Origin of the sequence: Amycolatopsis decaplanina DSM 44594 (genome assembly GCF_000342005.1) — a bacterium.
Taxonomy (GTDB): Bacteria; Actinomycetota; Actinomycetes; order Mycobacteriales; family Pseudonocardiaceae; genus Amycolatopsis; species Amycolatopsis decaplanina.
In genome coordinates, this window is the sequence record NZ_AOHO01000038.1 from 158343 (window position 1) to 172316 (window position 13974).

Below are 13974 nucleotides of genomic sequence, written 5' to 3' on the forward strand. Positions count from 1 at the left end.
GCGGGGGCGTAACACGAAACGGTGATCCACCTGCCACGAATGGTGAATCGGCGAGAATCACCGATACGGGTGACAAGACGAGGCGGATCGGTCCGCTCAACAGGGGAGCGGGTCCTCTCCGAGGATCCGGACTCCGTTCGCCGGTGATGGTTTCACCGCGTCGAAACCCTCGGCGATCATGTCTCGTTCGTAGGCGGCTACGACGTCCATGAGCGGGCTGCCCGCAGCGGCTTCGGCCAGCGCCGTGGAAAGTGCCGCCGCGTCCGCACATCACGATCGCCGAGGACACCGAACTGCGCGTGGCGGTGCCGGTAGTCGGCACGTTCGCCGGCCGTGCCTCCGTGCACGTCGACGAACTGGTCGACGCGCCCTGGATCGCCGGCCCCTCGCCGAGCGCGAAGCCGATGCTTGGTGTCTGGCCAGGTCCGCCGGGGCGAGTACGCGTCGTCCACAGTGCACGGGACCGGCTGACGAAACTGCATCTGGTCGCCGGCGCGCGATTCCGGAACGCTTGTCGCCAGTTCTCCCACTCGGCGTGATGTCTCTGCGGGCCGACGGAGCGCCACCCGTGATCCGCCGTGTTTTCGTGGCCAGGCTCCCGGTGCCGTCACATCGGCGATCGCAGCGCTCGCCCGGGCGATCGCCGGCCTCAGTCGATGAGGACGTTCTTGTAGAACAGGTTCGCGTAGCGGTTGGAATTCTCCATGCTGCTGCGCGACCCGAATCCCAAGTACAAACGGGTTTCTCCGGCCAGGCTCCGGTAGATCCCGAGGCCCTCCGGCTCGCGGTATACCAGCGACTTTCCCGCCTTGGTCAGCGCGCGGCTCTTCACCTTGCCGGTGTTCATGTCGATGCACGTGACGTAAGAGTTGATATCGGCGGGGTTCTCGTGGCCCGTACCGTCCAATGTGTACAGATACTGGCCGTAGATGGTGTATCCCTGGAACGTCACCGGCTTGTCGGCCAGCGCGGGCTGCGCGAAGTGCACCAGCGGTGCGCTGAAGTCACCGGCGGCGGCGGACGCGAGCGGGTGGACGCTGATGAACATCTTGCCGTTTTCTTTGCGGCGTACCGCGATCCTCTTGTTGATCGGATCGGTAGCGCAGGTGATCGTGTCGCTGCCGGTGAGGAACTTCTTCACCGACGGCGTGCCCCCGTTGACGAACTTGAACCTGGCCAGCGCCGTCCCGCGACCGTCGCCGGTGGGTCCGTCCGAGTCGCATTCCATCCAGATGTAGGAGTCGGTGCCCACCGGTTCGACGCCGATCGACACACCGTGCCCGGCGTTGTTGAGATGCATCGACCCCTGGATCTCCCCGGAGAAGTTGACCTGGGTGATACACAGGTCGTCCCCGGTCCCGCCATTGCGGGCGTTCACGATGAAGATACGCACATTCTGGTTGTCGAAGGCGAAGCCCTGCATCACGTGGTGCGACTCGTGCAGGATCTTGCTGCGGAACTCGTCGTAGGACGGCTCGGTGAGGTCGAAACGCTTGGACGCCGGCATCGCGGTGATCGCGGCCGAAGCCGGTCCGGCGAAGATCGCGCCGGCGCCGAGCAGTGCCGTCGTGGCGGCGAGACCACCACCGGTGCGCAGCAGTGAACGCCGCGAGAACGTGGATCCCCCAAGATCCGGGTGCACCTGCTCGGACATGAGCGTTCTCCTTCGTCGGATTTTCGTGGTCCGATCGAAGGTTCTTCAAGCTCGTACAAGATTCGTACAAGTCGGCCGCGAACCTTTTCGGCCCGTTCATCGTGAGACGTTTCAGCTCAGCCGAGGTTGCTTCCGCTTGATCAATCCCACTCGGCGCATGTCGAGATCGTGAGATGGGCATTTTCGGTACCGAGAGCGATTGAGGGCGGCATGACGCCACCGATCGCCGCCGGGGATCGGACCGCCCACCCCGGCTACGGCAGAAGGGGAAGATGATGACCACTCGCACGAATATCCGCCGGAGCGCCGCGGTCCTGCTCGCTGCCGGAGCGGCAGCCGGGGCCACGGTACTGACCACCGGTACCGCGGGCGCGATGCCCACTGACTTCCACTGCACGTCGGGTCAGGTCACCAGCCGGCTCGTGTACGGCGGGGCGGGCGCCGGTGGACGGGACGCTGCCATCCAGTTCACCGCGAAGTCGGGCGAGACCTGCACGCTGCCCGGTTCGCTGCCCCTTGACCTCGTCGGCGCCCGCGACGTGGTGTTGTCTTCCGACGCCGCGCCGGATGCCCCGTCGGTCGAGGTCAGTGACGGGTCCTCGGCCTACATCCCGCTGCACTGGACCGCGATCGGCTCGCCCGAGCAGGAGACACCGTTGGCCATCACGGTCACCGCACCCCAGGAAACCAGCCCGCGCGGCGACACCAGTGACCGGCGGATCACCCTGCCGTGGAACTTCGGTGCGGTGAACGCGGCCCCTGAGAGTCACACCATCCGCACCGGGGCGATGACGGCCGGACCCGCGCCCACCGTCTGACCTCGCACACGTGCCCCCCGCGAGGGGTCGTGAGTGTTTTGGCTCGTTCTAAGAGCGTGTCTTTGAACCTGTCTGGGTGGTCCTGGCGCGCTTAGTGGCGGGTCAGGCGTCTGGTCATGATAGTGATCATGGAGATGTTGATGAATGCGGCGGAGTGCTGCGGGAGGCGTTCGTAGTCGCGGACGTTGCGGCGGGCTTGGGTGATCCAGGAGAAGGTGCGTTCGACGACCCAGCGGCGGGGCAGGATGATGAATCGGGTTTGCCCGGCGATCTTTTTCGCGATGTCGAGGGTCATGTGCAGGGTGGTTTTGGCCCAGTCGATGAGTGCGGCGCTGGTGTAGCCGCCGTCGGCCCAGACCCAGCTGATGTTGCGGTGCGCGGCGTGCAGCGCTGCCAGCAGCAGGCGGGCGGCGGAGCGGTCTTGCAGGTTGGCGGCGGTGACCAGCACGACCAGCAACAGTCCTTGGGTGTCGGTGGCGATGTGGCGTTTGCGGCCGTCGATCTTCTTGCCTCCGTCGTAGCCGCGGCTGGGTTTGCCGACGGTTTCGGCGGCCTTGACCGACTGGGAATCGATCACCGCCGCGCTCGGCTGGGGACTCCTGCCCGCCTTCACCCGGATCCGGTCGCGGAGCCGGTCGCGGATCTTCTCGAACACCCCGGCCTTGGACCAGCGGGTGAAGAACCCGTGCACGGTTTTCCAGGGCGGGAAATCCGAGGGTAGGGCCCGCCATTTGCTGCCGTTGTCGGCCACATAGCGCAGCGCGTCCACGATCGCGCGACGAGGGTGTTTCTCCGGACGACCACCAGCGGCGGTCTCACACGCGGGCTTGGGCAGCAACGGCTCCAGCAACACCCACTCGGCATCAGTGGTGTCCGACGGGTAACGACGAGCACGGCAGCCCACTGACGTGGGCCGATCGACAACAGGGTACAAAGGAGACCGGGCCTCTGCTGGGTCGTGATCGAGATGTGGTGTCAAGATCACTAGCAGAGGCCCGACCCATACCCGCAACCGGCATCAAAGACAGGGTCTCAGTGCGATCAGGCAGTTGTGCCAGGCGGCGGGAGACTGCTGGCACCGGTCCATGGCCCTGTTCGGACTGGGGATGGCCGAGGTCTGCTTCGGCGGTGACGTCGACGCCAGCGAGCAGTACATGCGTGAGGCACTGGAGATCGATCTGCGCGCATCTGATGTGCTCTCCGCCGCGTATCGGATGGACGGGTTGGCATGGAGCGTTTCGTCGGCCTCGGCGCCGCGCCGGGGAGTTCCCACCAGCTGTGGGCGGGATCGCCGGGATCGCACGCGTGGATGAGCAGGGCACGGTCGTGGTCGTCGAGCAGTAGAACCCGGGCTCCGACGCGCGGTTCCGTCACGGTGGACATGGCGCCGCTCCTCTAGCTTTGTCGGTCAAATTCTCTTGGCGTGAGCTGGCAGGGCCGGCGTAAGTGAATTATCGCCGCATCCCAACCTAGTCCCGGTGGAAGGTTACCGGTGTGTGCAACGAGGAGCAGCCAGGCGTTGTGTGCTTCACTTCGGCAATGGCAGCGAAATCGCATCGTCGAGCCGCGCGAAAGCGGAAACAGCGTCAAGCACGGGCCGCTGCCGCACCGGCGTTGGACGTCCACACTGAAGTCATCCTTGATTCAGTGTCGTCGATGGAACAAGTGATCCTGTCACTCGCCGCCTCCGCGGATCCCCTCGGAAAGATCGAGGCAGACTTTCACGATGCCGTTAACGACCTCATCGACCGTATGCGCGACTTCGGCGCCATCCGGCTGACCGAGGTTGCGCGTCTGGCGTACCTGCCCTGGGGCGGTGGCGGACAGCCTGTCGTCTCGGCCGACGTGTCGGCCGCCCACGTCGAACTCGTGGCGCTGATCGCTTTGGCGGCCCGGATCTCGGGTGATTCCGGAGGTGATCAGAAGATGAGCCACTTCGTGTCCGGAGCGAAAGAGGACTTGAACAACCTCCTGTACCAGTCCCAAGTGCGAGCGATCGCGGCGACGAACCCATCAGACAAGCTGGCGATGGTCTCGATGCTGGTCCGGGGTTCGGAAGTCTGGCTCCGCAACACCTCCTACCCCGATCGTGCTGAAGCCACGGTGCGCGACCTGCTCGACGGGTGCCCAGACGTCAGGCAGGAACTGATCACCAGCTTGGGGTTCTCCGGCGGAGAAGCCCTCGCCGTGCTCGAGGCGTGTCACGATCTCCAGCAGGACAACATGAATTCGCGCATGCAGGAGATGGTGCAAGCGATGAACGAAGCAGGCGCGTCGGTGATCGGTGGCACGCTCGACCCCATAGTGAGAGACGCTACGCGGGCGAAGTTCAACGCCGCGTGGGAACCCGAGGTAGAGGCTGCGACAGTCGGTATCGACCAACTCGTAGCCAGCACGGGACTGCCGGAAGACCGCGTCCTCGCCATCGTGGACCAGTTCCGCCTCAACGTAGGTGCCACCACACCGGCGCAGATCGTGGATGACTTCATGGCGGGGAAGAATCCTCTACGCACCCACCCCCTGCTGGTCAGCGACTGCGGCAGGGTGATGCTGCCTCACCACGCCCTCACAGGCGGTGCGATCAAGCACAACCTCGAACAACATCTCAAGTCGACCACCGCCTGGGATGCCTACGCCGACCACCGCGGGCATTTGCTCGAGACACGAACGCGAGCAGCTCTGGAAAAGGTTCTTCTTGGAGCGCACTTCCGCGATGGCTTCGAGTACTACGTACCAGATTCTCCCAAGGAACTGGCCACCGGCGACCCCACCCGGTACACCAAGCGGGTCGAGGGCGACCATCTGATCATCCTCGACGACGTGGCAGTCATCGTCGAAGACAAAGCCGTTGCGCTGAGCGCGCTCTCACGCGGCGGCAAGGTAAACCGCATCCGGACCGACCTCACCAACATCATCACCAAGGCGGCAGTGCAAGCAGGGCGTCTCCGCGACGCCATCGAACGTGACCACGGCGTACGGATCGACGGCGAAGGATGGGTCGACCTGCGGCACATCCGCGAGATCCACACGATCGCGGTGAGCCTCGACGACCTTTCTGGCGTCGCGACAGCGACCGCAGAGCTCGTCAAAGCAGGCCTGCTCGAGCGCTCCAACATCTGCTGGACAGTGTCACTTCACGACCTCGAGCTCATCACCGAGCTCGTCGACCGGCCTGCCGAGTTCCTGCTCTACCTGCGTCGGCGGCGCAACCCCGACGCCACTGTGCTGTACTCGGCCCCAGACGAACTCGACCTATTCCTCTACTTCTTCGAGTCCGGCCTCTGGGTCGAACCTGACCCCGACCAGATCCGGATCACCTACCCATACCTGCCCGAACCAACTCCTGGTCAACGACGACGCCACCGCAAGCAGACCCGCGCGATCATCGCTAGCCGAACAGATCAGCTTGACCATTGGTACTACGCCAAAAATGGCAACGGACCAGAGGTAATACCGAAACCCACAATGACTGGGACGCCTCTCATACCGTTTGTCGACAGCCTTCGCGAACGAGGCGACTACGGATGGCTCTCTATCGGCGCGACCCTGCTCGCAGGCGCCACCGCCGCACAGGCAAGAATGGCCGGGGTCGCGAAAAAGCTTTTGGACAATCCCCGGGCCGATGGCCGGGGCAGAAGCCTCACCATGCCTCTCATCAGCAGCCCCGATCCAGCGGAAGGCTGGCTGCTCGTCTGGGTGACGCGCCCACCAGGCCAAGACCCGGCGTCCTTCGAGAAGGACTCGACAGACTACCTCCGAGTGAAGATGCACCAGCTGTCACTAACGCGAGGCGCGGTATTCCTCTACGACGAATCGACCCGGGAGTTCTGGGGGAGTCGCTACAGCGGACAGCGCGATCCTCTGCCAGACGCCCTCAAAGCTCGGCTGAGCCAGCTCGAGCCGCCAGAGGCGGTGCAACACAGACTGCCATCTCCAGCGAAGAGGAAGAAGAAACAGCGGAGCCGCGCCAGGAAATGATCGGAGGGTTATGCGATGCGATCGGGATGCGACTCGGCACCGCCTGTCCTCGGAAGGCGGCACGCTTGCTGTCACTCCACAATAGATCGATCTAGGAGCGGTTCGGTCGCGGAGTAGCTCTGCGCTGATTTGGGTGACTGTTCATGCGTGACGTCGTGGGACTCGGCGAGTGGGCTGCTCTCGGTCCCCGCGGCCGCGCTGACGTGCTGGTCGAGTGAGTCTTTCAGGCGACGCCGGGCTCCCGGCTCACCTGGTTTCGATCCGAGACCGAGTGCTCGGCGAGCTGGACTTGCTGCTTGGGCAGCATGACGCGAAGACCGGTCCGCCAGCGGTCGTGCCGCCGCTGGTGACCCCGGTCCCGGAGTCCACCGGGTTCAGCTGGCACAGCGGATTTGTGACCGTGCAATGGATCTCGGGGCGAGCGGAAACACTGGGGGTGTCGTATCGCACGAAAGCCGCGCTGATCACGGACCTGGCGGCGAGGTTCCCGGATCTGCCCGCGCCCGCGCTGCCCACGACCCGTCGTGCAGGGACCAGCGGTCTTGGGGTTCCCGGCGGTCGATGTTTTCGCCGCGGTCAACGCCTGGTGTCACGCGCACGGCCGGCGGTTGCCGTGGGCGGGCTGGCTCGCTACGGCGATCTTCCGCAGTGGCTGGATCTGCTGCCCTTCCTCGCCGAGATCGCCACCACGATCGAGGAGCCGACAACCGCGATACCGTGAAGGCCGCGTTCGCCGCGGCGGGCCGGACCATGGCGGACAAGTTCCGTCGGCAGATCCTCGCTGCAGTGCGCGCAACACCAGCGGGACTGTGGCCGTGGATGCCTGCGACGCGCATGGCACCGCCGCAACCTGGCTACCGCGCGGTGACCTCTGTCGGGAACTGATCCAAGTCTGGCCACGGCCCAGCGGGCCACGCCGTACGAGCGGCGCGGTGCTCGGTAAGGGTCATGGAGCCCGTGGTCGCCGAGGCGGCCACGGGCTCCACGGTTCCGGCGAGAGGCGGTTCCGGACTCACGGCCTCGCCGATACGGATCTCAGCGGACGGTGAGGGTGTAGTCCGTTGTTCCGGTGTTGCCGGTGCTGTCCGTCGCGGTGATGGTCACCTTGTAGGTGCCGCGCTGGTACGGGCCCATGACGGTCATCCGCGAAGTGCCGCCGGGGTTGACGGTCTGCGGGGAGAAGGTCGGCGGGTGGGGAACGCCGGTGCCGCTGAGCCGGATGGGACCCGTGCCACCGGTGACCGTGATCGTCGTGTTGGCGTAGCCGCCGGGCGGGACGGTGCCGGAATTCGACGAGAGGGACGGTTTCGGGCCGATGGTGTTGCCACCGTCGCCGACCGTGAGTGTGAATTCGGCGGTCTTGGCTCCGGAGGTGCCCTTGGCGGTGACGGTGACCTTGTACGTGCCCGCCTGGGTGTTCGCTGACGGTTGCAAGGTCAGCTTGGCCACGTCACCGGAGTTGATGCTCGCCGAGGGCTGGAAGGTGGCGGTCGTACCGGCGGGCAGGGTGGATGCGCTTAGCTCTAGCTTCTCCGGGCCTTGGTCGCCTGCCTTGGTGGTGACGCTGGTGGAGACGTGCTTACCGGGCTCGGCCTTGCCGGAGGACGGAGACAACGCCATCGTGAACTTGCCGTCGCCGGGCTGGGTCCCGCCGATCTCGGCGCGGGCCCAGTCACCCATCGCGTTGGTCAGGCGGGCCATGATGCTGTAGCGGTCGCAGGCGCTGGAGCCCCACGACGAAACGCCGACGACCACGCCGTCCACGATGAACGGGCCGCCGCTGTCACCCGAGCAGTCGGCGGTGCGCCCGTCGTTGTAGCCGGTGCACACCATGAGGTCGCCGTTGACCCGGATGTCGAAGACCTGGCAGCCGGCGGGATCGTTGACCGGCATGGTGGTCTTGCGGAGTTCGCCGGAGCCGCCGTCCGACGACGTCTTACCGTAGCCGAGGGAGGTGCCGGAATTGCCCGGCTGGGTGAGCGCGCTGTCTCCAGAGCCTGCCACCTTGGCCCATTGGCTCTCTGGCACCGGGATGTCGTCGACGGTGGTGACCACCGCGACGTCGTAGCCGGTTCGCCAGCCGCCGGAGCCGGTGTAGCCGGGGTGGGTCTTGAATGAGGCGACGGCCGTGCGGAACGTCTCGTCGCCCGGGGTGTTCAAGTCGTCGTCGCCGTAGAAGTAGCTCTTGGCGCCGGTGGTGTCGACCATGCAGTGTGCCGCGGTGAGTATCTTGCGCTTGCCGACGACGGAGGCGGTGCAGGACTGTCCCTGCGGGCCGCCGCCTCCCACGCGCATGCCCGCGATGACGAACGGGTACTCCTTGACGGTGGTGCGTTCCCCGTTGACGATCCGGGTTCCCCAGTCTCCCGTGCGGAGCTGGTCGGTCGGGGTCGCGGCGACACTGACCGTGTCGGGTGGCGCGGCGACAGCGGTGGTGTTCATGACCGGCAGCGCCACCGTGGACAGTGCCAGGGTGAGTGCTACGGCTAAGCGTGGCGTTCTCATCATTCTCCTTCGAGGAAACGGGGACGGCGATGTCCGTCCACTTCGGTCAGAACGTGATGGACCAGCCCGTGAGCGTGCCGACATCGAACCGGTAGGTGTCGCGAACCGACAGCCGCCACGTGCCGTTCGCGTCCTCGCGTGAGGCGTCGACGGTGAAGTTCTGGTGCACACCGCCGGATTCGCCGACACCGCCCGCGCGCTTGAGCGGGTAGGACACGCCACTCGGCCCGATCAGATCGATGTCGAGGTCTGCGGTGTAGGTGTGGTCGATGTCGACTCGAACCGGTAACGCGGCCGACGCCTTGCCCTGGCAAGAGTCCTGGCTCACGGAGGTGTCCACTGCCGGACCCGCGTCGGGGATGGCCACGTCCTGGTCGTTGCTCTTGGCCCCACATTTGGACGGCGTGCCGCCGCCGATGTCGCTCACGTAGAGCACCTTGTTGGGCGAGTCCGTCCCGGGGTTGGTGATCAGGTCCGGGCTGGCGCTTCGCACCAGCGCGTCGCTGACCTGCTGCGGGGTCGCGCCGGGGTTCGCGGACAGATGCAGCGCCGCTGCGCCCGCGACATGCGGGGAGGCCATGGACGTACCGCTGCCGGTGCGGAACTCTCCGGTGTGATCACTGGAGTAGATGTTGCCGCCCGGAGCGAAGAGATCGATGCAGCGACCGTAGTTCCCGCCGCGGGTGCGGTCTTTGTTGAACCAGCCGACGGTGAGCGCCTCGGGAACACGCGCCGGGCTGACGCCGCACGCGTCCTGGCCGTTGTTCCCCGCGGAGACCGCCACTACGATCCCCTTGGCCACCATGGCTTTGACTTGCTCGTCGCCGACGCCGGGGACGTCCATGCCCAGACTCATGTTCACCACGGCGGGCTTCACGGCGTTCTTGGCCACCCACTCCATGGCGCTGACCGTGGCCGAGTCCGGGCCGGAACCCTTGCAGTCCAGCGAGCGCACGGCCACGATCTTGGCCTTCTTCGCCACCCCGACCGTCGCGCCCGCGATCGTTCCCGCCACATGTGAGCCGTGCCAGTAACAATCGCTCGCGTCGGTGTCGTTGTCGAGCACGTCGTAGCCGTGACTCGCCCTGCCCTCGAACTCGGGGTGCTGGGCGTTGACGCCGGAATCGACGACGTAGGCGGTCACCCCCTCACCCGAGTTCGGGAAGGTGTACTTCTTGTCCAAGGTGGAGGTTCGCTGGTCGATCTGGTCCAGGCCCCACGAAGGCGGGTTCGGCTGCTCGCCCGTCGCCCTGGTCGTGCCGTCCTGGTGTACCGATTTGAGCGACGGATCGGCGGCCAGGCGTCGCGCCTGCCGCTCGGTCAGGTTGCGGACCGCGAAGCCGTTCAGGGTGACCGAGTACGTGTCGGTCACCTCGCCGCCGTAGCGCCGGCTCAGTGTCGCGGCGTGGCCCTCGGTCGCGGCGCGGGCGCCGTTTTCGAGGATCACGATGTACTGTCCGGGGTAAGGGTGGCCGGCCTGCGCGACGGCCGCTTCCGCCTGCTGCGCCACAGCTTCGCCCGCGGTGGTCGCCATCGCGGCGGCGGCGACCGCGACGGTGAACAAGCTCGAAAATAATCGTTTCCTGCGCTCTTGCATCTATTCCTCCAGCATGCGTTCGAGCGGCGATCGGCAGGGACTTGGGACATCAGGCCGCTCGGCAATCCACTTTTCGGCGTGGGCGACAGGGAAACAAGCGTGGTCGAGACCCGTATGAGTACGGAATCGTCCGTGCGCGCCGAATGCGCGTGCTCACGGGGTTACGCCGCCCCGGCGGCCGACCTACCCTGTAGGACAGTCCTTTTCGCATGATCACCGGCAGGAGCGAGCATGGGTCATGGTGGCGCGAGACCGCTTCCCGTCCGGTCCGGCTCGGTGCCGATGGTCGGCCGGGACGCGGAACTGGCCGCCCTGCTCGGCGCGGTGGAACACGCGCCATCGGCTGTGTTCGTGGAGGGACAGGCCGGGGTGGGCAAGACCAGATTGGTCGCCGAGTTCGCCGCGGCCGCCCGCGCCCGGGGAGTGCGTGTGGTGAGGGGTGCGTGCCAGCCACTGCCCGAGCCGTTCCCGTACGGAGTGCTCTTCGACTGTCTCAGCCAGTGCGGTGACCACCTGGACGACCCCGGCCCGGTGACCGGCGCCCTGCGCGATCACCTGCCCGAACTCGCCGGGCTTCTGCCGCCCGCGCCGCGTGCGCTCGGCGACCCCGAGGCCGAGCGACATCGGATCTTCCGCGCCGTGCGCGAACTGCTCCGCTCCCTGGGAGACACCGTGCTCGTGCTTGAGGACCTGCACTGGGCGGACGAGGAGACCCGCTGGGTACTGCGGTTCGTGCTGGCGAGCCCGCCGCCGGGCCTGTCGATCGTGGCGACCTACCGCCGCGAAGACCTGCCCACCGTGGCCACGCTCGGCTACCCCTCGCACGTCCCGCACGGGGTCACCGGCGTCAACCTGGTCCTGCGGCCCCTCGGCGCGGTGGAGGTGCGCGCCATGATCAACGCACTCGTGGCGGACGAGGTGACCTCGGAGCGGTTCGCCGAGGTCGTCCTGCGCGAGACGGCCGGGATCCCGTTCGTGATCGAAGAAGCCGTCCGGGCGCTGCGCGACCCGATGGCGGACGTACGCGCGGAAGGTGACCTCGCCCAGCGGGCTCTGGACGGGATCGACGTACCGGTCCTGGTTTCGGACGCGATCAGGGAGCGGATTTGGAGCCTGCCCGACGCCGCGCGGTCCCTCGCAGAGGCCGCCGCGGTGCTGGGCGTGCCGGAGACAACCGATGTTCTGAGCGCCGTCGCGGGCGAGCCGGAGGTAGAGCACCTCATCGCGCTGACGCAATCAGGTGTGCTCGTGGAGGAGACGGCGAACAGGTTCGGTTTCCGGGACAACATCGCCCGGCGCGCGGTCTGTGCTTCACTGCCCGGTCCTCGGCGACGGGAGTTGCACGAACGCGCCCTAGAGGCACTTTCGGCCCTCGACCGGACACCTGCCGGACGCCTGTCCGTGCACGCAAAAGCGGCAGGCAGGAAAAGTGAATGGCTGCGGTACAGCGAACTCGCCGCCGAGGCCGCGGAGGAAGTCAAGGACATGACCACCGCGGTCGACCTGCTGTCCGAGGTGCTGACCGATCCGGAGATCAGCGTCGACGACACCAACCGGCTGGCCATCAAGCTGTGCGGCTACGCCCTGATGGGGCTGCCCGGCGGGGTGGTGACGGCGCGTGTCGAGAGCCTGCTGTCGGACCCAAGGCTCGCCCCGGACGTCCGGGGCGAGGTGCACCTGTGGTTCGGGTTGCTGCTGCAACGGGAGACCGGGGAGGTGGACCGCGGCGCCGGTGAGATCGCCCGCGCCATCGACCTGCTCGCCGACCAGCCGGAACGCACCGTGCGTGGGCTGGCGGCCATGGCAGGCCCGTACTTGGGAAACGCCTCCATCGCCGAGCACCAAACCGCGCTCGGCCGGGTGGAGATGATCACCGACCACCTGCCTACGCAGACCCTGCGTACCGTCCTGCTGGCCACGACGCTCGGCGGGCGGCTCATCGTCGGCGACTCCAGCACCTGGGAGCGCGTCGCGCAGCTGCCGTCCCCTTCCGACGTGCACGACCCTGACGAGATCCACCACCTGGCCCGGGCGCACTGCAATCTGGCGGACGCGTGCTCGTGGATCGGGCACTATGCGCGAGCGCGGGAGTTCTTGCGCAGCGGGGTCGCCTTGGCCGAGCAGGTCGCTGCCTCTTACGTTGTCGGTACCGCCGAAGCCACCGCCGTCCGGCTCGACTGGCTCGACGGGCAGTGGTCGGGGCTGGAACGGCGGATCGACCGCTTGGTCGAAACCTACGCGAACCTGCTGCTGACCACCGACCTGAACCTCACACGAGGCTGGCTGGCGGCCGCACGCGGCGAATGGGTGCGGGCCGAGCGGGCTTTCGAGGCGGCAGGCTCGTACCCGCTCGCTCAGGTGTTCCCGGTAGGTGTATCGGCGGCCGGGGGCATGGCGGGCATGTTGCTCAGCCAGGGCAAGGTCGCTGCGGCGGAGGAACACGTGGAACGCGGCGTAGGGATGCTGCGGAGCAAGGGCGCGTGGGTGTGGTCGGGCGACTTGTTGCCGCAGGCCGTGGACTTCTACCTGGCCATGGACCGCGTCGACGCCGCGCGTCGCCTCGTCGCCGAGACCATTACCGGTCTGGGAGGTGTGGACGCCCCGCTGGCCCACGCGGCGCTGACCGGTTGCCGCGCGAGGCTGGCTGCGGTGACGGACGACCGCGAGGAGGCGGACAGGCTCTACCGGGAGGCGATCGGCCTGCATCACGACCTTGGTCTGTCGTACCGGGCCATCCAGCTCGCGGAGCAAGCCGAAGGTGGAGCCATCGCCGACGTCACGGAGCTCGAGGTGCTCGCCGAGTCCTACGAGTCACTCGGGGCGACGGTCGACGCCGCCCGCTGCCGCCACCGCATCCGCAGCACCGGCGTGGCCACGCCTTCGCGACGTGGGAGGCGCGGCTACGGCGACGAACTGTCCCCGCGCGAGCAGGATGTCGCCCGTCTCCTTGCCGGCGGCCACACCAACCGCGAGATCGCCCAAGCTCTGTTCCTGTCCCGCCGCACCGTCGAGGACTACGTCGTCAAGGTTCGCCGCAAACTGAACGCGCCCTCCCGCCACGACGTCCGCCTCTGAACGTGCGCGCCCGGCCTGCCGCTGGATCCCACTCGGCGACTCCGGCGCGGTCATTTCGCGACCTACGCGCTGCTGAATCGTCGGCGATCAGGCTCTGGCCGGTGCGGTCGATCACGACGACCGAGGGAGAACACGCCTGGTCATGTTTGGCTCGCCGCGGGGCCGGCGACGTCACGCGCGGGCCGGCTCCATGCCAGCTCAGTTTGAACTGCCCGAGGCCGGCCGGGATCGCTGGACGGGGCTTCCGCCGTGCGACTGCGTCGGTGCGGCGCAGCGGCGGGGGAGTGGGTCTTCCCACGGTGCCCACCACGCGGTGGCAACCGGTCGGCGGGCGTCACCAATGGTAG

10 protein-coding genes are annotated in these 13974 nt (G+C 67.0%); 6 read left to right on the top strand and 4 right to left on the bottom strand.

What is annotated here, in order from left to right; translation table 11 throughout:
- Positions 1-251: 251 nt before the first annotated feature.
- Positions 252-539: a hypothetical protein gene (locus H074_RS08335; RefSeq protein WP_007029588.1), complete on the top strand. Its 288-nt coding sequence runs from the start codon at positions 252-254 to the stop codon at positions 537-539.
- 110 nt (positions 540-649) lie between these two features.
- On the opposite strand, the gene H074_RS08340 is transcribed toward H074_RS08335, so the two are convergent.
- Positions 650-1654 (bottom strand): phage baseplate protein, encoded by a 1005-nt coding sequence (locus tag H074_RS08340; protein ID WP_007029589.1) that lies wholly within the window; start codon positions 1652-1654, stop codon positions 650-652.
- Between the two features lie 275 nt (positions 1655-1929).
- Here H074_RS08340 and H074_RS08345 point away from each other — a divergent pair, with 275 nt between their 5' ends.
- On the top strand, positions 1930-2472 hold the full coding sequence (locus H074_RS08345; protein WP_039921826.1) for a DUF4232 domain-containing protein: 543 nt from the start codon (positions 1930-1932) through the stop codon (positions 2470-2472).
- Between the two features lie 91 nt (positions 2473-2563).
- Here the strand turns inward: H074_RS08345 and H074_RS08350 are convergent, their stop codons facing one another.
- Entirely contained in the window at positions 2564-3457 is an 894-nt protein-coding gene (locus H074_RS08350; protein ID WP_338022394.1) for an IS5 family transposase, read from the bottom strand.
- 100 nt (positions 3458-3557) lie between these two features.
- On the opposite strand from H074_RS08350, the gene H074_RS41255 reads away from it, so the two are divergent.
- From H074_RS41255 to H074_RS08365, 3 genes are all read left to right on the top strand, one after another.
- Complete coding sequence (locus H074_RS41255) at positions 3558-3785, top strand: hypothetical protein (RefSeq protein ID WP_007029592.1); 228 nt, start codon at positions 3558-3560, stop codon at positions 3783-3785.
- A 343-nt stretch (positions 3786-4128) separates the two neighbouring features.
- On the top strand, positions 4129-6450 hold the full coding sequence (locus tag H074_RS08360; RefSeq protein WP_083920391.1) for a hypothetical protein: 2322 nt from the start codon (positions 4129-4131) through the stop codon (positions 6448-6450).
- A gap of 271 nt (positions 6451-6721) precedes the next feature.
- Positions 6722-7171, top strand: a complete 450-nt coding sequence (locus H074_RS08365) for a hypothetical protein (RefSeq protein ID WP_007029594.1) — start codon at positions 6722-6724, stop codon at positions 7169-7171.
- 314 nt (positions 7172-7485) lie between these two features.
- Here H074_RS08365 and H074_RS08370 read toward each other — a convergent pair whose 3' ends face one another.
- Both H074_RS08370 and H074_RS08375 read right to left on the bottom strand, forming a co-directional pair.
- Positions 7486-8955, bottom strand: a complete 1470-nt coding sequence (locus tag H074_RS08370; RefSeq protein WP_039921876.1) for a trypsin-like serine protease — start codon at positions 8953-8955, stop codon at positions 7486-7488.
- Between the two features lie 46 nt (positions 8956-9001).
- Entirely contained in the window at positions 9002-10552 is a 1551-nt protein-coding gene (locus tag H074_RS08375; protein ID WP_039921829.1) for a S8 family peptidase, read from the bottom strand.
- A gap of 231 nt (positions 10553-10783) precedes the next feature.
- On the opposite strand from H074_RS08375, the gene H074_RS08380 reads away from it, so the two are divergent.
- Positions 10784-13627, top strand: coding sequence for an ATP-binding protein (locus H074_RS08380; protein WP_007029597.1), 2844 nt, complete (start codon positions 10784-10786; stop codon positions 13625-13627).
- The last annotated feature ends 347 nt before the right edge of the window (positions 13628-13974 follow it).